The sequence below is a fragment of the Brevibacillus borstelensis genome (assembly GCF_036700025.1).
GTDB lineage: Bacteria > Bacillota > Bacilli > Brevibacillales > Brevibacillaceae > Brevibacillus > Brevibacillus borstelensis.
On sequence record NZ_CP144922.1, the window covers coordinates 868,813 to 890,000 of the forward strand.

At 51.6% G+C, this 21,188-nt stretch carries 23 protein-coding genes (1 of these 23 running past the window's edge); 21 read left to right on the top strand and 2 right to left on the bottom strand.

Going from position 1 to position 21,188, the window contains the following annotated elements:
- Nucleotides 1-123 precede the first annotated feature (123 nt).
- Entirely contained in the window at nucleotides 124-753 is a 630-nt protein-coding gene (locus V5G20_RS04000) for an HD domain-containing protein (protein WP_031932632.1), read from the top strand.
- A gap of 47 nt (nucleotides 754-800) precedes the next feature.
- Entirely contained in the window at nucleotides 801-1,160 is a 360-nt protein-coding gene (locus V5G20_RS04005) for a phage holin family protein (protein ID WP_003388254.1), read from the top strand.
- A 334-nt stretch (nucleotides 1,161-1,494) separates the two neighbouring features.
- Here V5G20_RS04005 and V5G20_RS04010 read toward each other — a convergent pair whose 3' ends face one another.
- Entirely contained in the window at nucleotides 1,495-2,112 is a 618-nt protein-coding gene (locus V5G20_RS04010) for an accessory gene regulator ArgB-like protein (RefSeq protein ID WP_122958887.1), read from the bottom strand.
- Between the two features lie 14 nt (nucleotides 2,113-2,126).
- Nucleotides 2,127-3,467, bottom strand: a complete 1,341-nt coding sequence (locus V5G20_RS04015; protein ID WP_031932631.1) for a sensor histidine kinase — start codon at nucleotides 3,465-3,467, stop codon at nucleotides 2,127-2,129.
- A gap of 240 nt (nucleotides 3,468-3,707) precedes the next feature.
- On the opposite strand from V5G20_RS04015, the gene hprK reads away from it, so the two are divergent.
- The 19 genes from hprK to V5G20_RS04110 form a co-directional block, all read left to right on the top strand.
- Nucleotides 3,708-4,643, top strand: a complete 936-nt coding sequence (gene hprK, locus V5G20_RS04020) for an HPr(Ser) kinase/phosphatase (RefSeq protein ID WP_024985330.1) — start codon at nucleotides 3,708-3,710, stop codon at nucleotides 4,641-4,643.
- A 65-nt stretch (nucleotides 4,644-4,708) separates the two neighbouring features.
- Nucleotides 4,709-5,227 (top strand): acyltransferase, encoded by a 519-nt coding sequence (locus tag V5G20_RS04025; protein ID WP_024985331.1) that lies wholly within the window; start codon nucleotides 4,709-4,711, stop codon nucleotides 5,225-5,227.
- Nucleotides 5,228-5,488: 261 nt separating this feature from the next.
- Complete coding sequence (locus V5G20_RS04030) at nucleotides 5,489-5,815, top strand: hypothetical protein (RefSeq protein ID WP_141334207.1); 327 nt, start codon at nucleotides 5,489-5,491, stop codon at nucleotides 5,813-5,815.
- A gap of 465 nt (nucleotides 5,816-6,280) precedes the next feature.
- On the top strand, nucleotides 6,281-7,456 hold the full coding sequence (locus V5G20_RS04035; protein ID WP_039070237.1) for an ATP phosphoribosyltransferase regulatory subunit: 1,176 nt from the start codon (nucleotides 6,281-6,283) through the stop codon (nucleotides 7,454-7,456).
- A 3-nt stretch (nucleotides 7,457-7,459) separates the two neighbouring features.
- Nucleotides 7,460-8,101 carry an ATP phosphoribosyltransferase gene (gene hisG, locus V5G20_RS04040; protein WP_122958888.1) on the top strand — a complete coding sequence of 214 codons (642 nt, stop codon included), beginning with the start codon at nucleotides 7,460-7,462 and terminating at the stop codon, nucleotides 8,099-8,101.
- Nucleotides 8,102-8,129: 28 nt separating this feature from the next.
- Nucleotides 8,130-9,431 carry a histidinol dehydrogenase gene (hisD, locus tag V5G20_RS04045; protein ID WP_171506916.1) on the top strand — a complete coding sequence of 434 codons (1,302 nt, stop codon included), beginning with the start codon at nucleotides 8,130-8,132 and terminating at the stop codon, nucleotides 9,429-9,431.
- Nucleotides 9,428-10,027 (top strand): imidazoleglycerol-phosphate dehydratase HisB, encoded by a 600-nt coding sequence (hisB, locus tag V5G20_RS04050; protein WP_003388245.1) that lies wholly within the window; start codon nucleotides 9,428-9,430, stop codon nucleotides 10,025-10,027. The genes hisD and hisB overlap by 4 nt, the downstream gene beginning before the upstream one ends.
- Before the next feature lies 1 nt (nucleotide 10,028).
- Nucleotides 10,029-10,646 (top strand): imidazole glycerol phosphate synthase subunit HisH, encoded by a 618-nt coding sequence (gene hisH, locus V5G20_RS04055; protein WP_122958889.1) that lies wholly within the window; start codon nucleotides 10,029-10,031, stop codon nucleotides 10,644-10,646.
- A complete protein-coding gene (gene hisA / locus V5G20_RS04060) occupies nucleotides 10,643-11,386 on the top strand; it encodes a 1-(5-phosphoribosyl)-5-[(5-phosphoribosylamino)methylideneamino]imidazole-4-carboxamide isomerase (RefSeq protein ID WP_172920883.1) in 744 nt (247 codons plus the stop codon). The genes hisH and hisA overlap by 4 nt, the downstream gene beginning before the upstream one ends.
- A gap of 1 nt (nucleotide 11,387) precedes the next feature.
- Nucleotides 11,388-12,146, top strand: coding sequence for an imidazole glycerol phosphate synthase subunit HisF (gene hisF / locus V5G20_RS04065; protein ID WP_003388240.1), 759 nt, complete (start codon nucleotides 11,388-11,390; stop codon nucleotides 12,144-12,146).
- Nucleotides 12,143-12,913, top strand: a complete 771-nt coding sequence (gene hisIE, locus V5G20_RS04070; RefSeq protein ID WP_039070233.1) for a bifunctional phosphoribosyl-AMP cyclohydrolase/phosphoribosyl-ATP diphosphatase HisIE — start codon at nucleotides 12,143-12,145, stop codon at nucleotides 12,911-12,913. Before hisF ends, hisIE begins: the two co-directional genes overlap by 4 nt.
- A gap of 141 nt (nucleotides 12,914-13,054) precedes the next feature.
- A complete protein-coding gene (locus tag V5G20_RS04075) occupies nucleotides 13,055-13,444 on the top strand; it encodes a RidA family protein (RefSeq protein ID WP_003388238.1) in 390 nt (129 codons plus the stop codon).
- A 75-nt stretch (nucleotides 13,445-13,519) separates the two neighbouring features.
- Nucleotides 13,520-13,750, top strand: a complete 231-nt coding sequence (locus V5G20_RS04080; protein WP_039070232.1) for a hypothetical protein — start codon at nucleotides 13,520-13,522, stop codon at nucleotides 13,748-13,750.
- 272 nt (nucleotides 13,751-14,022) lie between these two features.
- Nucleotides 14,023-15,978, top strand: coding sequence for a transporter substrate-binding domain-containing protein (locus tag V5G20_RS04085; protein WP_003388236.1), 1,956 nt, complete (start codon nucleotides 14,023-14,025; stop codon nucleotides 15,976-15,978).
- 20 nt (nucleotides 15,979-15,998) lie between these two features.
- Nucleotides 15,999-17,363 (top strand): sigma-54-dependent transcriptional regulator, encoded by a 1,365-nt coding sequence (locus V5G20_RS04090; RefSeq protein WP_122958892.1) that lies wholly within the window; start codon nucleotides 15,999-16,001, stop codon nucleotides 17,361-17,363.
- A gap of 434 nt (nucleotides 17,364-17,797) precedes the next feature.
- Entirely contained in the window at nucleotides 17,798-19,282 is a 1,485-nt protein-coding gene (locus V5G20_RS04095) for an IS1182 family transposase (RefSeq protein WP_422387982.1), read from the top strand.
- 250 nt (nucleotides 19,283-19,532) lie between these two features.
- The gene (locus V5G20_RS04100) at nucleotides 19,533-20,540 is read left to right on the top strand and encodes a TAXI family TRAP transporter solute-binding subunit (RefSeq protein WP_024985338.1); all 1,008 of its coding nucleotides are present in this window, start codon (nucleotides 19,533-19,535) and stop codon (nucleotides 20,538-20,540) included.
- Between the two features lie 41 nt (nucleotides 20,541-20,581).
- On the top strand, nucleotides 20,582-21,085 hold the full coding sequence (locus V5G20_RS04105) for a DUF1850 domain-containing protein (protein ID WP_003388233.1): 504 nt from the start codon (nucleotides 20,582-20,584) through the stop codon (nucleotides 21,083-21,085).
- A protein-coding gene (locus tag V5G20_RS04110; protein ID WP_031932621.1) for a TRAP transporter permease crosses the window boundary here: on the top strand, nucleotides 21,086-21,188 show its 5' portion. The gene runs 1,868 nt beyond the window's last position; 103 of the gene's 1,971 nt are visible here — the first part of the coding sequence; its start codon is at nucleotides 21,086-21,088; its stop codon lies beyond the right edge, outside the window.

The following is a 21,188-nucleotide window of genomic DNA, read 5'->3' on the forward strand; positions in this document are numbered from 1 at the left end:
GGAGTAATCGCTCCGGGTTTTCTTTCCGATGAAGTAAAGAGGATTCCATTCAAATGATCGATTGTTTTGTCACTGGTCAAAACACTCAACCAGTTGATGGATGTAAAGGGAGAGTGCAAAGAGATGGAGCTCGTGAAAGAAGCGCTGGCTTCCTTGCCAGAGGGCCTGGTAAAAAAAGCGGAGCGATTTTTCGACGGCCAGGACCCGGCCCATGATTGGCAGCATAACTTGCGCGTCATCGGGCTTTGTGAGCGGATCGGACGCGAGGAAGGCGCAGATATGCAAATTCTTCGGCTGGCTGCCTTGCTCCACGACATTGGACGTGCGGAAGAGAGGCGGACGGGAGAGTGCCATGCGGAAATCAGCGCACGCCTCGTGCCGGAGCTGCTGACTGAGTACGGTTATTCCGAAGAACAAGCAGCGCTTGTCCAGCAGGTGATTCTTGCACACCGTTTTCGCAAGGAGCGGCCTCCGACTTCGCTAGAGGACAAGATCTTATTCGATGCCGACAAACTGGACTCAATCGGCGCGATCGGGATTGCCCGTGCCTTCGCCTACTCGGGAGTAATCGGACAGCCGATTGTCTCCGATGACCCTTCCGTGCACACTCCAGCCAGGGAGTACGAGTGGAAGCTCAGCCGCATACAAGAACGACTGATGACGAGCACGGCTCGTCGTATAGCAGAAGAGCGACACACCTTTATGGAGCTTTTTTTTGCACAATGGAAGAAAGAACTGCATGGGATGCTTTAGGGACAAATTTGCCAGCTTCTGAATCAAGAGGGAAGGAGGGGAGACGGATGATTCGGTGGATAGTCAAGCTTTTGTTAAACGGTGCAGCCCTGCTGCTGATTAGCCAGTGGTTTGAGGCGATTACCCTCTCCAGTTTTGGTGTAGCGGTGTGGGCAGCTTTCATTTTGGGATTGGTCAACACGTTTATCAGGCCGATCCTGGTTTTCTTTTCCTTGCCGCTCCACTTTTTGACGCTGGGGCTGTTTTGGTTTGTGATAAATACGCTCACCTTTGCGCTGACGGCCTATTTGATCGATGGCTTTGAGGTGGGGAACTGGCCGGGATCATTCTGGACGGTTCTGATGGCAGCGGTGCTGATGAGCTTGTTTGGATGGATCATTGAAGGTGTCCTCAGCAAAAAGAAGTAGGCAGCGTTGAAAGAGAGGACACGACGGGTTGTCGCCAGTTGACTGGAAAAACCGGAAGACTGGCTGAACGATATCAGGAAAAAGAAAGCGGCTGTCTTCATTTGAAAGTCTTTCCGAAGTGACAGCCGCTTTTTCATGTAAAAAAGGGGCCCCGCTTGCTTCGGGAACACCCTCTTGCATTTTTAAGATCGTAATAAAATCGTAAGAGACTACTGCTGTTTTTCCCGCTGAGAAGGAGGAATCGGTTCGTAGAGGAACCCCCCCTTTAATACACCGGCAACATGCAAGGCAGACAAGGATGCAAAGAAATCTGACGTCAGTTTACGCAATTTCTTCATAACGTACCACCCTTTCTTAACATTTGTTCCAGGCCGGCCACCATACGATACGAAACCGGATGGAGGTGCAGCGACTGCAGAAAAACAGCAAGCGAATATATCAATGCTATTTTCTGGTAATATACTACCAGAAAAAGTATGAAAGTGCAACCTATCGTAATCAGAAATAGGATCACTTTTTTGCTGATTTGTCTGACTCTTTCATTGGTAGGCAAATAAGTGTGGGCGGCAGGAGCATATTTCACATTGATCAGAAAGGCTGCCCCCATAGAAATGACAATCCAGAAATAGGCCAAAGATGTGGTAAGTACGGGGAGATGAGCCATCACATATCCTGCTCCTGACAAAGTTGCTGTCCCGACGATGAGACAAGACCCGGGTGTGCTCATGTGAACACCCCCGGTAAAGAGACGATGCAGAAAGTAGATAGTGGTTAGGAGAAAAACTTCCCCGACGATGCCAAGAAGGATTGAGACAAGGAACAGAAACATCACGTTTAATAGATTTAGAAGAAAGATTTCAATTCCGTGTGACAGCTCCTCCTCTGTATGAATCGTATCTTCAGACATGATTTTTCTTGCGATCCGCTTCGATGTCTTTTCCATCCATCCCATGGAAACACTCCTTTTTACAAGCCAAAGGAAATTCGAAAGCTGGTGACGCCTTGTTCCGATTGAACCTGAATCTTGCCGCCATATCGTTCGGTCACGGATTTGACGACAGCGAGCCCGACCCCTCCTTCTCCATTGGTTTTCGTTGTATATCCCAGTTGGAAAATAGCCTGCAGCTTCTCTTTTGGAATCGTAGGTCCGCTATTTTCGATATAAAGGTATTGCTCACCCTCGGAATAACCCCATTCCAGCTTTATGTAACGGTTCTCCTCGAGCTCGTAGGAGGAGGCTCGGATAGCATTGTCGAAAAGGTTGCCGATAATCTTGATCAGGTCATACGTTCGAATGAAAGAAAACTGATGAGTCCCGAAGATTTTGATGTCGCACGATATTCGTTCGGCGATGCAAATAGCCATTTTGGATTGAAACAGAGCAGAAATGGCCGGGTTTTGAATGCCTTCCAAAACTTGGACACTGTTTTCTACTGCTTGCTCGATGGACACCGTTTCCTGCAGAAGCTGCTGCACGTATTCTTTGCCCATATCATGCATGCCTTCCTTCAGGAAGCCATTGATAGCCGTGTAGTGGTTGAGAGAATCGTGCTTGATGGACCGGATCGCGGTCAAAAGGTCGTTGATGCTTTGCAGATAAGGAGTCTCCGTTTCGGTCTCGACGCGGTTAATCGTCAGGTTGACGTAAATTCGGAACAGGTAGACGATCACAATAAACAAGAACAGAATGACAAGTTGAAAGAATAGCTGATATTGTGTCGTGTAGAATTGAAGCAATGGAGAATTGTTTCCCCTGATAAAAAATGAAGTATTCATAAACAAGATCAACAAAAATTCAATGCTACCAATCAAAATCAGCATGAACAGGTAACGGTTATGACGGTTTTGCGGAACCATCCTGCGCAAATCGATCTTGAGCATTCGCAGAAAAAAGGCCAAAAGAGCCAAGACAAATAAATAAAGAAATCCTGCAAAATGCTGTAGAAATGATGTGGTAAGAATGTCAAATCCGTAAATCTGCTGGCTGTTTAACAGCATCAAAATTACGAATTCTGCGAGGATCATGCTACCAATTGAGGCAATCGTCATGGAAACCGCCATAAATATCTTTGCTCTAAAGAGAAAAAGAATAAACAGATAGGTAAAAAGAAGCATCGTGACAATTTTTGGTTGATAGGGGACGTTGAGAAAGCTGAGCGACTCCCCTGCAATAGCGAACAGCATACAAAAAACGACAGTTTTCTTCAGATGAGCAACCGGAGATTGATTGAATATGGCAAAACCGATTGTCAGAAGCAAGAAGGCTTCAGGTACATCTATTAGGAAGAAACGGAGCAGGAAATCCAATTGCCTTGCCTCCTCTCAATCTGTAACACACATACGAAAAACGGGGGCAATTATGTAACTATAGTATAGCAGAGAGTATGTAACAAAGATGAAACACTAATTCTATCTTATGAAATAAGTCGATTAATGTAAATGATGTTAGAAGAGTTTGAATAGTCCGATGTTGAGAGCTGCCGGCTCTTTCGATACAATGAGGATACAAAATCGGGACGAGCGCAATAGACTTGGAGGGGAAGACGAGTGAGAAAAACAAAAGTAAGTCACCTGATGGATCATTTCAACATGAAGCTGCTAAGCGGTGAAGAAGGACTGGGAAGAGAGATAACGGTAACAGACCTAAGCCGTCCTGGTCTTCAGCTAGCTGGCTATTACTCGTATTACGCCGCAGAACGCATTCAACTGTTCGGGTTGACCGAAATTAACTTTTTCGAGACGCTCACCAGGGAAGAACGGCTGGAACGCATGCGATTTCTCATGCAAGAGGAAACCCCTTGTTTCTGTGTGACCCGCAACCTGCAGGTGCCGGAAGAAATACTGGAGATATCCAATGAACGCGGTCTTCCTGTCCTCCAATCCTCGCTCGCGACCACTACGTTGGTAGGCAAAGTCACCAATTACCTGGAGAACCGGCTGGCTCCGACGACCACCATTCACGGTGTATTGACGGACATCTACGGGGTAGGCGTACTGATTATGGGTTCGAGCGGGATTGGAAAAAGCGAGGCCGCCCTGGAGCTGGTAAAGCGGGGGCATCGTCTCGTGGCTGATGACGCGGTGGAAATTCGCCAGACTCAGGGTGAACAGTTGGTCGGAAGCGCTCCTGAGCTGATTCAGCATTTGCTTGAAATCCGCGGCGTGGGCATTATCAATGTGATGACGATGTTTGGAGCGGGTGCTGTACGGAATGTAAAAAATATCGCCATGGTGGTCCAACTGGAGCTGTGGGAGCCGCATAAGCAATACGAACGACTCGGACTGGACGAAGAGACGATCAAGATTATGGACACGGAAATCCCGATCATCACGGTGCCTGTCCGCCCTGGCCGCAACTTGGCGGTCATCATCGAAGTGGCCGCGATGAACTTCAGGCTGAAGCGGATGGGGTACAACGCCGCGGTCCATTTTTCCAAAAAGCAGTCCGATATGATTTTGGAGGACACCGATTCCGACTTGTAAGAGAGCTTGTGCGAGAGACTTTTTTCAAACATCTTGTGGAAGGCACACGCGAAAGGGACGAGTAGATGAGCAGAAAGACCAAACGATTTCCCGTCCACGGGGCGAATCCGTTGTGGCAGTTGTACCAAACCGTTAGCTTTTGGAAAGTGGTCAAGAGTTTTGTCGTCATCCAGATTGCCCGATACACGCCGTTTCTCTCCTGGAAAAACTGGCTCTACCGGACTTTTCTGCGTATGGAAATCGGAGAAAAGACAGCGGTAGCCTTGATGGTCATGATGGATATTATGTTTCCGGAGCTGATCAAGATCGGCCGCAATTGTGTGATCGGCTACAATACGACCATTCTTGCTCACGAGTACCTGGTAGATGAGTACCGCTTGGGAGAGGTCCGAATCGAAGACCGAGTGCTGATCGGAGCGAACAGCACCATTTTGCCGGGAGTGACCGTCGGCGAAGGGGCGATCGTGGCTGCCGGTACGGTCGTTCACAAGGATGTTCCTCCCGGAGCGTTTGTGGGCGGCAATCCGATGCAGATCATTCGGGAAGGGATTGAGCAGCAAACCGTGGAGCAGACAACAACATAGCAGAGCTGTAAGCATTCGAACCGCCGGGTAATCGGCGGTTTTGTTTTGTTTGTAATCGTCACTTGTTATTAAAGCGGGGCTTTCGTTTGAACTTCGTTGCGGGTTTTATGTTGGCGGTTGGACAGGCTGTAGTGGAAGAGATGAAAAAGGAGAAAACCGCTCAAGGTTCGGTGGGACACTGCGAGGGGGCTGGACTGGCCGGCTCCATTCCAAAAGCAAAACCGCGTCCAAAAGCAGCCTGCTCGAGGGGGCGTCTCAGAGTTGGACGCTAAAAGCGTGTTTTGCTTTTTCCATTCTGCCTGGGAGGTGTCCCAAAGACCTTCGCGGTTTTCTCCATTTTCATCTCTACACTGTTGGTTTTCTTTACGAAAACCAGTTCGGGCTAATGGCCGAACTGGTTTGAAAGAGGTTGGTTTGAAAGAGGTTGGTTTGAAAGAGGTTGGTTTGAAAGAGCTTCGTTCGAAAAAAGGTTCGTTTGAAAAGAGTTTTCGTCTCAAAGAGCCCCCTTCAGCTTACCTGGATCAGGTTTGTTGTGAGCCTTTAGACAATCTGCAGGCACCAACTGACAAAGCTTGCCATGAACCTTAGCCAACCTGAACGACCCTGCATGCTTTTCAAAGCTCGGGGAAGCAGTTCTGCTCGCTGGAGAAGCCTGTTTCCAGTCGGAGCGACTAGCGAAGTCCAGCCCAGTGGAGCAATGGTCACGAGGAAACAGAATCGCAACCTATGAATTCACTCTGCAGCTACGCGTCGTTTTGCGATTCCCTCGGGACCATTGCGGAGCGGACAGTCATAGCTTCCTTGCGGGACGTAGACCGGAGCGCAGAATGGAAACAGGCTTCTCTTCGCCACAGCCGCTTTAGAGGAAGCCGTACATACAAAGCAATAAGGGAAGGACTGTTGATTCAGATTAAGACTGCCAACAACAAACGGAATATTCAGACTATAAATGCCGCAGTTGACCGACAGATGGCAACATGTTAATCTTCTACTAACACTTTAGTTTGCTACCATATTAGCAGAGTAAAGCGAATGGATTCGGAGGGACATGCGATGACAAAGCCGTTGGGATTTGAAAAGCCTTTGGGCATGCGGGACATATTGCCGGAATCACTGGCCAAACAACGGCATTTGGAGCGCGAGCTGCGGGATTGCATCGAGCGCTGGGGGTACAGAGAGATCATGACCCCGTCACTGGAGTACTACGATACGGTAGGTGCCGCAAGTGTTACGCTCACTGACAGAATGTTTCGGCTGTTGGATAAACAGGGGCATACGGTTGTGCTCCGCCCCGATATGACATCGCCTATAGCGCGGGTCGTTTCGTCCTTATATAAAGACGTTCCACTGCCGATTCGGCTGTTTTACCAGACCAATGTTTTTCGGGCCCAGGAAAAAGAGGCGGGGCGCAATGCTGAATTTTTCCAGACGGGAATCGAACTGATCGGCGATGCTTCCGTAGATGCTGACGCCGAGGCGATTGCGTTGGCAGTCTTTTGCTTGCAGGCGTCAGGGGTTGAAACGTTTCGGATCGCGATCGGCCATGTTGACTTTGTGGAAGGTCTTCTGGAGGAGACGGTCGCTGACGAGGAAGACCGGTCCCAATTCCGCCGCTTTCTGTACGAGCGGGATTTCGTCGGCTTTCGTCAGTTGACGGAGCGTCTTAACCTTTCAGCAGAGGAAAAGAAACGGCTGGAGGCGCTTTTACGTCTGCGCGGGGGCAAAGGGAAGATCGAAGAGGCCCGCCAGCTGACGGTAAACGGAAGGGCTCGCCGGGCCGTTGAGACGGTTGCTTCGCTTTGGGCTGCACTGGAGGCATACGGAGTAACAGAGGCGCTGCTGCTTGATTTCAACCTGATCAGCAACATGAATTACTACACGGGTGTCGTGTTTGAAGGATATGCGGCCGACCTGGGCTCGCCGCTGCTGGGAGGCGGCAGATACGACCGGCTGCTTGAACAATTTGGGCGTCCTGCGCCAGCGACCGGATTCGCAATCAAAATGGATCGGCTGTTGCAGGTGACGCCTGCGTTGGCCTCGCCGGAAAAACAGCATGTGCTATTGTTCTATACGGATGAATACCGGGCCAAGGCTTTCGCAGAAGCTCAGCGAATGCGCCGGGAGGGGCAGATCGTAGAGACGAGACGGGTAAAGGACCGGACAGAAGCATTGGTGTGGAGCGAGCATGCGGAATACAGCGTGATCAGCCTGACGGAACAGGAGGAATGAGAGATGAGTCTGTCTGACAACGAGCGCAAACTGACGATTGCCATGCCGAAGGGCAGGATTTTTGAAGAAGCGGTTGCCTTTTTGCAGCAGGCGGGCATGGAGGTGACAGCCGAGCTGCAGGATTCGCGAAAATTGATTATCCCTGTGAAGAACACGAGTCTGGAGTTTATTCTCGCAAAGCCGACAGACGTGCCTACCTATGTGGAGTACGGGGTGGCAGACGTCGGCGTCGTGGGCAAGGACGTCCTGCTGGAAGAGGAGCGTGACGTCTACGAGCTGTTGAATTTGCAGATCGGCTACTGCCGGATGGTGGTCGCGGGGCTTGAGGACTGGACACCCACTGAGGCGCCGCGGGTAGCGACCAAGTACCCGCGGATCGCATCCCGGTATTTCCGTGAGCAGGGGCAGCAGGTAGAAGTAATCAAGCTGAACGGTTCCGTCGAGCTCGCCCCGTTGATCGGCCTGGCCGACCGGATCGTCGATATTGTCTCTACCGGCCGGACCTTGAAGGAAAACGGGCTGGTCGAGCTGGAGCATATATGCGAGATTACGACGCGGTTGATCGCCAATCGGGCGAGCTACCGGATGAAAAGTGAAGCCGTTGACGACATTGCCCAAAAATTTCTGGAAGTGATCCCCCGGTAATGATGCGGGAAAGGGAGAGGGGAGCAAAATGATTCGAATCGTGCGAGCAGACAAATACGATGCCAGGCGTTCCGTCGAAGCAGGGACCGAGGAACAGCGGCAAGCCGTCCAATCCATTCTGGCGGAGGTACGGAAAAAGGGCGACGAAGCTGTCCGCGCTTATACAGAGCGTTTTGACAAAGTACGATTGGAGCAGTTTCGCGTCAGCGAGTCGGAGTTGCGGGAAGCGGAGGAGCTGGTCTGTGCCGAAGTGAAAGCGGCACTGGAAGAAGCGGCGGAAAACATTCGCGACTACCACCAGCGGCAGGTCCGCCAATCCTGGTTTGCCATGAGGGACAGCGGAACGCTTCTGGGTCAGATCGTGCGGCCGTTGCAGCGAGTCGGGCTTTACGTTCCGGGCGGTACGGCTGCCTACCCTTCCAGCGTACTGATGAATGCAGTCCCGGCCAAAATCGCCGGTGTGCCCGAAGTCGTTATCACCACCCCTCCGGGTGCGGATGGAAAAGTAAATCCGGCGATTCTCGTAGCGGCGCGCATTGCCGGTGTCAACGAAATCTACAAGGTGGGCGGTGCCCAGGCCATTGCCGCCCTCACCTACGGGACGGAGCAAATCAAGCCGGCAGATAAAATTGTCGGTCCGGGCAACATTTATGTTGCACTCGCGAAGCGGGAAGTCTTTGGTCTCGTCAGCATTGACATGGTTGCCGGCCCGAGCGAGATTGTGGTACTCGCTGACGATACGGCCAATCCTCGCTATGTTGCGGCTGACCTGCTGTCACAGGCGGAGCACGATCCGATGTCGGCGGCCGTGCTGGTTACCCCGTCGCCGTCGCTGGCAGAGGCCACGGCCCGCGAATTGGAGCGGCAGCTGGAAGATCTGCCCCGCCGTTCCATCGCGGAAGCGGCGTTGCGGGACTTTGGCGCGATTTTGCTCGTGCAGGACTTGGATGAAGGCTTTGCCGTCGTCAACCGATTGGCCCCCGAGCATTTGGAGCTGATGGTGGAAAACCCGTTTGACCAGTTGGGCAGGGTGGAGAACGCCGGAGCGATTTTTCTCGGGCCTTACTCATCGGAGCCGGTCGGCGATTATTTTGCAGGCACGAATCACGTCATCCCGACCAATGGTACGGCCCGCTTTTCCTCGCCGCTGTCCGTGGATGACTTTATCAAAAAATCGAGCGTCGTTTCCTACAGCAGACAGGATTTGCAGGCAAACGGCCGCAAAATCGTCGCGCTGGCTTGGCAGGAGGGCTTGCATGCCCACGGACGTGCGATCCAGGAGCGGCTTTATGATTTCGCCAAAGAAGACGGGGAGCGTGAACAGTCATGATCGAGATAATCAAGCGAAACGCGCAGATCGCGCGGACAACCAACGAAACCGATATTGCGCTGGCATTTGCGGTCGACGGGAGCGGAGAGAGCAAACAGGATTCCGGCGTGCCGTTCCTCGACCATATGCTGGACTTGTTTGCCCGGCACGGCCATTTTGACCTCACCGTCAAGGCGAAGGGAGACATCGAGATCGACTACCACCATACCGTAGAAGATATCGGCATTTGTCTCGGGCAAGCACTGCGGGAAGCGCTTGGCGACAAAAAGGGGATCAAGCGCTACGGCAACGCCTTTGTCCCGATGGACGACGCTTTGGCGCAGGTGGTCATCGATATCAGCAACCGTCCCCATCTGGAATACCGGGCTGCATATCCGTCTCCTGTCGTGGGGCAATTCCCGACGGAGCTAGTGCATGAATTTCTTTGGAAGTTTGCCCTGGAAGCCCGGATCAATCTGCACGTCATCCTGCATTATGGCCACAATACCCACCACATGATCGAAGCGATTTTCAAAGCGCTGGCGCGAGCATTGGATGAAGCGACGAGTATCGACCCGCGGGTCAAAGGAGTCCCGTCTACAAAAGGAGTTTTGTAAGATGATCGGAATCATCGACTACGGCATGGGCAATTTGTACAGCTTGGGAAAAGCGCTGGAAAGGCTCGGCTGCTCCTATGAATTTGTCTCCAGACCGGAGCGGCTAGAAGGCCTTTCGGGAGCCATCCTTCCAGGAGTCGGGGCCTTCGGGGATGCCATGAAAAACATTCGTGAGCTGGAGCTGGAAGAGGGCATTCGCTCGTACGCGGCTTCCGGACGTCCCATCCTGGGAATTTGCCTTGGCATGCAGCTTTTGTTCGAACAAAGCACAGAACACGGAGTCGCAGCAGGACTGGGACTGATTGGCGGAAAGGCCGTACGCTTTGAAGGAGACTACAAGGTGCCGCATATGGGCTGGAACCAGCTTCATATGCGAGCGGAGCATCCACTGCTCAGCGGAGTGAAAAGCGGCGATTACGTCTACTTCGTCCACTCCTACCATGTCCGGGTAAGCGATGAGAAGGTCCTGCTGGCAACGACGGAGTACCATCAGCAGGTGACAGCCATCGTCGGGCAAGATCAGGTGTACGGCATGCAATTCCACCCGGAAAAGAGCGGCGAGACGGGGATGAGGCTGCTGGCCAATTTTGCTGAACTGTGTAAGGGGGAAAAGGCATGAGTACGAGCTTTACGATCTATCCGGCTATCGATATTCGCGGCGGCAAATGCGTCCGTCTGTTTCAGGGAGACTACGCGCAGGAGACCGTTTATGCCGACTCGCCTCTGGAAATGGCCAGGGAGTGGGTGGCCCAAGGCGCTTCCTGGATTCACCTGGTTGACCTCGATGGAGCCAAGGAAGGGCTGCCGGTCAATGGAGAGCTGATCAAAACAATCGCCCGGTCTGTGAGTGTTCCTGTGCAGGTAGGCGGAGGGATTCGCACGGAAGAACATATCAATGACTATCTGGAGGCAGGAGTTTCCCGCGTCATCCTCGGGACAGCGGCGATCGAAGACGAGCCATTTACCGAGAGGATTCTCCGACGCTACAGAGAAAAGATTGCCATCGGGCTTGACTGCAGGGGCGGCATGGTGGCGACGCGAGGCTGGCTGACGACGACCGACGTGAGTGCTACTGAACTGGCAAACCGGCTCGCCCAATACGGAGCGGAGACCTTTATTTACACGGATATCGCCCGCGATGGCACCCTCACAGGCCCGAATGTGGAGGAGATTTTCGCACTGACCCGTGCCACTGGAAAAACAGTGATCGCCTCCGGCGGGGTGAGCGTGCTCGATGATTTGACTGCCCTGCATCGTTATGCCGGGGAAGGTGTCGGCGGGGCTATCGTCGGCAAGGCCCTGTATACGAAAGCCTTTACGCTGACCGAGGCTGTATCTCGGCTGAGGGAGTGTGAATAGCATGCTGGCCAAGCGAATCATTCCCTGCCTCGACGTCAAGGACGGACGGGTCGTCAAAGGTATACAGTTTCTCGGGCTGCGCGACGCCGGAGATCCGGTGGAGCTGGCCAAAAAGTACAGCGAGGAAGGAGCCGACGAGCTCGTTTTCCTGGACATTTCGGCCTCCCATGAAGGGCGCAAAACGATGGTGGACGTAATCGAACAGACGGCAGCCAACATTACGATCCCTTTCACGGTCGGCGGCGGGATCAACAGTGTGGACGACATGAGGCGCATTCTGCGGGCAGGAGCCGATAAAATTTCGTTGAATACGGCAGCGGTGCTGCGTCCGGAGCTGATCCGCGAGGGGGCACAGGTCTTTGGCACCCAGTGTGTGGTCGTCGCTATCGACGCACGGCAGGTCGGAGAGAACAAGTGGGAAGTGTACACCCACGGCGGACGAAATGCTGCAGGCAAGGATTTGATCGAGTGGGCGCAGGAAGCCGAGGCTCTGGGAGCGGGCGAAATTCTCTTGACCAGCATGGATGCCGACGGAGAAAAGAAAGGCTTTGACATCGAGCTGAACCGGCTTGTATCGGAAGCGGTAGGGATTCCCGTTATAGCTTCTGGAGGCGCCGGTAGTCGGGAGCATTTTTTGGAGGTGCTGACTGCAGGTAAGGCTGATGCTGCTCTGGCCGCCTCCATTTTCCACTATGAGGAGACCTCGATCCAGGCGGTAAAAGAGTATCTGCTCGCGAAAGGAGTCGACATACGACCATGACATTGACTGTAAACATCGAGGCGCTCCGTTTTGACGAAAACGGCCTGATCCCCGCCATTGTACAGGATGCCGTGAGCAAGGAAGTGCTGACGCTCGCCTACATGAACAAAGAGTCTTTGGCCAAGTCGCTGGAAACAAAGGAGACGTGGTTTTGGAGCCGTTCCCGGCAGGAGCTGTGGCACAAAGGAGCGACCTCCGGCCACACGCAGCGAATTGTTTCGATCAAATACGATTGCGATAAAGACGCCCTAGTCGTGCTGGTTGTTCCACAAGGACCGGCTTGCCACACCGGGTCGTACAGTTGTTTTGCCGGACAGTTGACAACCGTCGGAATCACGGCAAGCGATGAGGCGAGTGCCGCAACTGAAGCGAACGCAAGCACTGCAACTGAAACGGACGCAAGAGCAGCGGCTGGTTCTGGCATTGCTGCGGCAACTGAATCTAGCATTTTAGCGAAAGAAAAAATACCATCGGCTGTCTCTTCCGACCGTTTCTCCATTTTGAACGAGCTGGAGCAGTTGATCGCCTCACGCGAAGCGGAGCGCCCGGAAGGCGCCTACACCACCTATCTGTTTGAAAAAGGCGTAGACAAGATTTTGAAAAAGGTCGGCGAGGAAGCGGCCGAAGTGATCATCGCGGCGAAGAATCGCAGTCATGACGAGCTCCGTTACGAAGCGGCTGATCTCCTGTATCACCTGCTTGTGCTGCTGCGGGAACAAAAGCTTCCGCTCGACGACGTGCTGGCAGAACTGCAAAAGCGGCGGTAACGGCAATCGGGATGGTATAATGCCGATAGATTTTCGCCATTCTCATCCTGGCTAGATCGCACATTGCATGCTGTTAATTTGACGCCAGCCCTCCTATCATTGTGGTATTATTATCCAAATGGAATGCGAGGAGGAAGCTGTTTGGAAATCATTCGCAAAAACCCTGAAAATGTAGCACCTCCAATAGGCTCCTATTCACATCTGACCATTGTGCCAAGAGAGGCAGACATACTTGTGCTATCAGGGCAAGTAGGAACAGATCGGGATGGAAACCTGCCCGAAGGAGTCGAAGAACAACTTAGAAACGCTCTAAACAATGTAACCAGCATTTTGAGCAGTGAAGGCGTTACGTCAGAAGGTATACTAAAAATAAACATCTGGTTAACAGAGATGATCAATCGGGATCAGTTTACTGCCATTTGGAAAGAATTCCACGGTGGCAACCCCCCCTCTACAACGATGGCTTATGTTTCTGCTTTGGCGCAGCCCAAACTGAAGGTTGAAGTAGAGGCCTGGGCAGCCAGATGTTAAAGTGGCGGCTTATAGCCGCTTTTTTGTTTGGGGATGGATTAGCCGCTACTGTTTATTGAAAAGGGGTGAGAGGAAATGAAAGCGTTGCTAATTTTCGTCACTACCTATCTCATCATCAGCTTGCCTGATTTTTTCGGGTTTTCCTTTGCCGTTCAATGGGTACCCGGAGTTTCCGATTTATACAAAGCGTGGACCTATTTTTCAATGGGCTTGTCTGAAAAAGCTGTTCTCAAATTGATCGTTTCTGCGGCCTCAAGCGTGTTTTTCGCAGTCATCTTGAAAAGGAGATCCTGTTTGAGCAAGTGACGGTGTTTTTCCAAGCCACGCGTAATATAATCGGGATGACTATTATTTGGCATGATTGATCCGCTATAATGTAGAGGGAAAATTGCCAATCGCGGAAAAATGTAATTGTAATTAGGGTATGTTGTGTGAAGAGTATTAGGCGGCAATGAAGAGAAAGCCCCCGGACAGACAATCAGAAATAAAAGACCAGCAGACTGACAGACCGAAGACGACAGCGCCTTGCCGTCAGTTGCAAGATAATTGAGGCTCCTGTCCAGGCAGGGGCTTTTTCCATGCTGATCCAGCCGGAAAAGCATGCGGCAAACAAACGAGAGGGAGGGGACAGTGTGAGGAATCACTGCTTGTGGGCAGCCGTTTTGTTTATGTGCTTATCGTTGTTTCCTGAACCGGCGGGTGCCAGTGACAAGGTGCTTCGCGTCGCCTTCGACAAGGAGCTCCCTCCTTTTGCGTATATGGACGAAAACGGCAAGGCCAGCGGATTCAACATTGATCTGATAAAGGCCATTGCCGAAGAGAACGGCTATGAGCTGGAGTATGTGCCGCTGGAATGGGAGGACGCCCTTTCCTATCTGAAGGACGGAAAGGTGGATGTGCTTCTCGGCATCAAGTATACGAACCGCTACGATCTTGTCTTCGACTTTAGCGAATCGTTTTTTACCATGTCCGAGGTGCTTTTGGTTCCCAAGCAGGACAGTGAGATTTTTACCCTGAATCAATTGCGGGAAAAAGTCGTTGCTGTACAGCGTGGCAATGTCGGCATGGACTTGCTGGAAAGTGTCCGAAGAGTCAAAATGCTCGTATCCTTCAACCAGCGGGATGCCCTGGACAATTTGATAAGGGGAAGAGCCGATGCGTTTATCGGAAATCGCTGGACAGCGGAGTACCTTCTGGAGAAGGCGAACAAACAAGACGAGTTCGTGATGCGCTCCGGTCTGATCAATCCGACCGATTACGCCTTTGCCGTTCGGGAAGGCAATTATGAACTGCTCGACAAGATTAACGAAGGGTTGAACAAGCTCTATCGGGACGGAACCTATACCCGGCTGTACAGCCATTACTTTGAACCGTACGCAACGCATGCGACGGACCGGTATCGCAAAGTAGTGATCGGCCTTTTGGTCGTCATGGCACTCGTGTCGATTACCTTGGTGACGATCTTTTTCTGGAACAAACGGCTAAAAGCAGAGGTGAGACGCCAGACGGCTGCACTGGCCGACGTGATGGCGTTCCAAAGGCAGGTTCTGGACAATACGGAGAGCGCGATCCTCTCCCTGGACGTTTTCGGACATATTACGCTGGTCAACCAGGTGACGCGGCGGCTGCTTTTGACAGACGATGATGCGATCGGACGGCATATCAGTGCCCTGCTTCCGCAACTGCCTGTGGAACAAGCTCTCGCGGCGGACAAGCCTTCCTTTTATGAAGGAGAGTTTCAGTTGGAACAATCTTCTGTCCGCGTCTTTCACTACTATATGGCTCCCTTTGGCAACGCTGTCTCCGAGCATGTCGGGTGGATCGTCAGCCTGCAGGATAGGACCGAGCAAAAGCGGCTGCAGGCGAGGCTGATTTCGCAGGAAAAAATGCATGCACTCGGCCAATTGGCAGCAGGGATGGCTCACGAACTGAGAAACCCGCTCACAGCGATCAAAACCTTTATCGATATGCTGCCAAAGAAGCTGGATGACGAGCGTTTTCGCTCCGAGCTGCTGCATTATGTACCGGAAGAAATGGAGCGAATGAATCGAATCCTGGAGGACCTGCTGGACTACTCCCGTTCCAAGCCGTTGGAAATAGAGGAGACGGACCTCAAAATGCTGGTGGATTCTGTCCTGGGGCTGTTTGCAAAACGGGCGGTAAACGAGCAAGTCGAAATGCATATTGAAGTGCCTCAGGGAATCAAGGTATGCCTCGACCGCAGAAGGCTGAAACAAGTGCTGATCAACTTGATGATAAATGCGCTGGAAGCCATGTCGACAAGTTCCGTAAAACGGCTTCATATCAAGGCTCGGGAAAGTGCGGACGGCGTGGAGCTGACGGTCAGCGATACGGGAGAAGGGATGAGCGCGGAACAGCTGCCCCATTTGTTTGAACCCTTTTTTACGACCAAGACGCAAGGGATCGGTCTGGGACTGTATGTCAGCGACAAAATCATGCGGGAACACGGAGGCCGGATTGATGTCAGCAGTACAAAAGGAGAGGGCACGACGTTCACCCTGTTTTTTCAGTAGGGAATAGAAGGAGGACAGCCATGACACGCTTGCTGATTGTGGACGACGAACCGGCAATCTGCGCCTCTCTGTCGTTTGCGTTAGAGGATGATTTCGATGTATTTACAGCCAAGGACGAGCAGACGGCACTCGCTGTCCTTGAGCAAGAGGAGATCGACTGTGTGCTGCTCGATCTCAATCTCGGCTCTACCAGCGGACTGGAGCTGCTTCCGAAGCTAAAAAAACTGCGTCCGGACCTGACGGTTATCATGATGACTGCCTTTGGAACGATTGAATCGTCTGTAGCGGCGATGAAAGCGGGGGCGTACCACTACCTGACCAAGCCGCTTCATCTGGACGAGGTGAAGCTCTTGATAAACAAAGCGCTGGAATTTCAAAAGCTGCACAAGAGGGTAAAGGTATTGAGCGCCGCTGTCAAGCAGCAGCAGTCCTACGCCGGGATGATCGGGAAGAGCCAGCAAATGCAGCGAATTTATCAGTTGATTGAAAAGGTCAAGGACATTCCCTCAAATATCCTGATCACAGGAGAAAGCGGGACGGGCAAAGAGCTGGTCGCCAGGGCCATTCACTATCAGGGGGTTCGGAGCCAAGCTGCGTTCTCCGTAATAAACTGCGCCGCGATACCCGAGACTTTGCTGGAGAGCGAGTTATTCGGGTATGCAAAAGGGGCGTTTACCGGGGCTGTGCAGCAAAAAACCGGGCTGTTTGAGCGTTCGCACGGAGGCACGGTCTTTCTCGATGAGATCGGGGAGATGCCGCTTGCTCTGCAAGCCAAGCTGCTGCGGGTCATTCAGGAGCGCACCGTGACTCCCTTGGGCAGTTATTCTACAAAAGAGATAGATATCCGTCTCATCGCGGCGACCAATCGGAATTTGGAAGAGGAAGTGGCCAAGGGTACCTTTCGCGAGGATTTGTACTACCGTCTGAATGTGATTCCAATCCGTACCCCTGCGTTGCGTGAACGGCCGGAGGATGTGCCTCTCCTGGTTGACTATTTTCTCGATCTTTATGCAGCCAACATGGGCAGGGAAAAGAAAGAATGCAGCCCGGATGTAAAAAAGAAGCTGTTCGCCTATTCATTTCCGGGCAACGTGAGGGAACTGGCCAATATTATCGAATATGCGATAGCCCTCTCCGCGGGAGAGATCCTTACCATGGAAGACTTGCCCGCTTCCCTGGTCAGCCAGCCGACAGGAAAACGCCTTTTTCCGAAGAGTCAGGAGGGCGTATTCGTGCCGGCGAATGCGACACTGGAGGAGGCCGAGCGGCTGGTAATTCTGCACACCCTGGAAAAGAACGGCGGACATCGCAAAAAGACAGCCGATCAGCTGGGGATTAGTGAGCGGGGATTGCGTCAAAAACTCAAGCAATATCTCGAGTCGTAAATAATCGCTGGCCCCATAACCGGAAAAAAATTCCGCCCGATTCGAGAGCCCTGCAAAAGTCCACCTAATATCTGTAAACCGTAACCCTAGTGCCCTTAGGTACTGGGGTTTCAATTATCGAGAATGTAGCTGTAGTGGGGAGAAGCATGTTTCCGATCTGCGCTCCGGTCTACGTCCTGCAAGGATGTGAAACTGTCCGCTCCACAGCGATCCCGGGGGAAGCGCAAAACGGCGCGCAGCTCCGAAGGTTACTCATGGATTGCGCTTCTGTCTCCCCGGGCTTCGCTGTTCCGCTCGGCTGGACTCCGCTAGTCGCTCCGCCTGGAAACATGCTTCTCCTCCGAAACAGTAGGTTTTCAACAGGCTGAAACCCAGTGCCGCTTCGACACCGGGTTTTGATGTACAATAAAAAGAAAACGAAAGAGTTGGAACCATTGCTACAGCCCTCTAAACAAATCACGGCATCCTTCCATGCCGAATTATATAAACTGATTCCCGTGGATCACCCATTATGTAAAATCAATGAAATCGTCGATTTCACGTTCATTCATGAATTGGTTCGTTCTTCTTATTGTGAGCATTACGGAAGACCAGCTAACGAGCCGGAGCTCCTGTTTCGCTTGCTGTTTTTACAGGTTCTCTACAATCTTTCGGATGAACGCATCATTCAGGAAACGCAGGTAAACCTCGCTTATAAGTGGTTTTTAGGTTTAAATCCAGAAGATACCCTTCCTGACCCCTCTCAGTTATCCCGCTTTCGTAATCATCGGTTAGGAGCCGGAGCCGTAGACGAGGTACTCAAATCGGTTGTACGTCAGTGCATCGAAAAAGGACTTGTGAAATCAAAGACGATCATCGTGGATTCCACTTATACACTGGCAGCTTCGCCAAAACAAAAGCCTCTTGAAGTACTGCGAGATGCGGCGAAGCGCTTATTCCGTATTGTGGTGAAAAAGCATCCAAAACTTGAAAAGAAACTCCCGAGGTTACCGGAGTTGAAGAAGGATCAAGAGGGTGCCGAGAAGATCATGCTTCACTACTTGGCGGAACTTGGAGAGACAGTCGAGACTTTGTTACCCGATCATGAGGGTTCCATCTCGGAGAAGATCAAGGTCGCCAAGGCCATCGTGGAAGATGAGCGTCTGCTGGCCAATAAAGGCATTATGTCGGCCATTGATCCAGATGCCCGCTTTGGATGGAAGAGCAATACGAAATCCTTTTTTGGCTACAAAGAGCATATTGCCATGACGGATGAAGAAATCATTACGGCTGTGGAGGTCACCGGAGGAAGTACGGATGACGGAAAACAATTCAAAGAACTTTTGAACCAATCGCTTGACGTGGGAATAGAAGTACAAGAAGTGATTGCTGACACCGCATATTCGGGTAAAGATAACTTGGCCGAGATGAAATCCAAGGGGATTAAACCTGTCGTCCCGCTAAACCCCGTCGTACATAATGGGGGACTGAAGCAAGAGGGCTTTGAGTACAACAAGGATGCAGACTTTGTTATTTGTCCGGCAGGACAACATAGTATCCGAAAGGCTGTCCAAGGAAGCAAGCAGAGTGGCAAAAGTCGTTCTCTCGTTTTTTACTTCGATACGGAGAAATGTAAGACATGCCCACTTAGGGAAGGCTGTTTCAAACCAGGAGCAAAGAGCAAGACCTACTCCATCCGGATCGTGGCGGAACCCTACAAGGCGCAAATCGAGTTTGAAAACAGCGATACGTTCAAAGAACGTATTCGTCGCAGACCGATTATTGAGCACAAAAATGCTGAATTAAAAAGGTATCATGGGATGACCAAGGCCAAGTACCGTGGTCTCTTTCGTATGCGAATACAGGCAATACTTACGGCTTTCGTCGTAAATGTAAAACGGATGATAAAATTGGCAGAAAAAATGCAGCCCGTCTCTTAAAGGAGAATGGACTGCATTTTTCGTTAAAGTCCTTTTTTGTAAAAAAAAATACTGTGCGTTACCCGATCCGCAAACCTCAACAGAGGTATTTTGCAGGACTCTCCGATTCGGACATTTTTTCCGGTTTTTCTCTTTTGTCGCCGAAGCGGAACGGCAAAAAGCGTCATTTTTCGTGTAATCATGATGTGGCACGGCTCTTGCTTTATTTTGTTGCAAACGGTTTCAAAAAAGAAAAGGGGGAGTCACATTGTTGAAGAAAATGCTCACGATCTTATCATCCACGCTGCTTGTCCTTACTGTCGCAGCTTGTGGAAACCAATCCGCGCCTTCGACCGGATCTGGCGGAGAAGCTTCAGGAGGAGGCGGTGGGGGAGCCGAGCAGAAGTTCCTCACAATCGCTACCGGCGGAAGCTCGGGGCCTTACTACACCATTGGCGGCGCCATGTCGAAAATCTACAAGGAGAAGCTGGGCTACAATGCGTCCGTCCAATCTACCGGCGCCTCTGTTGAAAACATCAATCTGTTGAAGACGAAAAAGGCCGATCTTGCCTTTGTCATGTCAGACGTTACTTCCTTTGCATACGAAGGACAAGAAAACTTCAAGGAAAGCGGCGCTATCAAGGACTTGAGAGCAATGGCCGGTCTGTACCTGAACTACGTGCAGGTCGTTACGTTGAAAGACCGCAATATTAAATCGATTGCCGACCTGAAAGGCAAACGCGTCGGTGTAGGGGCACCCAACTCCGGTGTCGAAGTGAACGCCCGCATGGTGCTGGCTGGTCACGGTATTACCTACAACGACATCAAGGCGGACTACCTGTCTTACGCCGAGGCGATCGAGCAGTTGAAAAACAACGCCATTGACGCAGCATTCGTAACGTCCGGACTTCCGAACTCTACCGTGATCGATCTGATGACGACCAAAGACGTGGAGATTGTCCCGATCAAAAAAGAAGATGTCGACAAGATGGCGGAAAAATTCCCGTTCTTCGTTTCTGCGGAAATCCCGGCAGGTCTCTATAAAAACGATCAGCCTGTCCAAACAGCCGCAATTCGCAACATCATGCTCGTTCGGAGCGACTTTTCCGATGAACAGGTGTACAAGCTGACCAAAGCCTTCTTTGAAAATATCGATGCATTAAAAGAGGCGCACAACGCAGCCAAGGACATTGACGTAAAAGAAGCGGGCAAGAACCTCGTGGTACCGCTCCATCCGGGTGCAGAAAAATACTATAAGGAAGTTGGCGCTCTCAACTAATCGATGCAATCGCACGACCTGATAAAAAGGGAGGAGACATCATGAAGAAATGGATATTCAGGCTGCTTCTCCTCTTTGTGGGCCTCACGGCGCTGGGGCCCCAACCCTTTTTATTTCTAAACGATTTTCACCAGCAAGAGACAATCGGCGCAGTGCCTCTTGGAATGACCGATCAATTTGAAGTGGAGTGGGTGCATTCTGTCGAGCTTACTCCTTGGAGAGAGACGTACAGCGTGCATTGGCTGTATGGGATGGAGCTGGCAGAGACCTCCTTTCGTTCCTTCGGAGCAGGAGTTCCCACAGAGTTTGCAGATGCGAAAGTGACTGTTCAAGACGGCTGGATCAAGGTATCCGATCTGCATGATCGACGCGAGTCCATTCTCTATTTGATTACCCGGGACGATTACGTATTGCGAGTCAGTGGTCAACAGTGGAAATTATCCGATGTATTGCCATTGGGTACGTCGTTGGAGCTTTCCGTCAAGTGGTTTCCTTGGTGGTACCGGTTTGTATACAAGCTTGAAAAGAAAGGGAGTGACGAGTAGATGAGTGCTTCGAACCAGATGCTTACGGATGAAGAAGTGCGCCAAAATGAAAGCAAGGCGCAGGCTATCTTGCAGGAGTACGACAAGGAAGCGGGTTATCGGG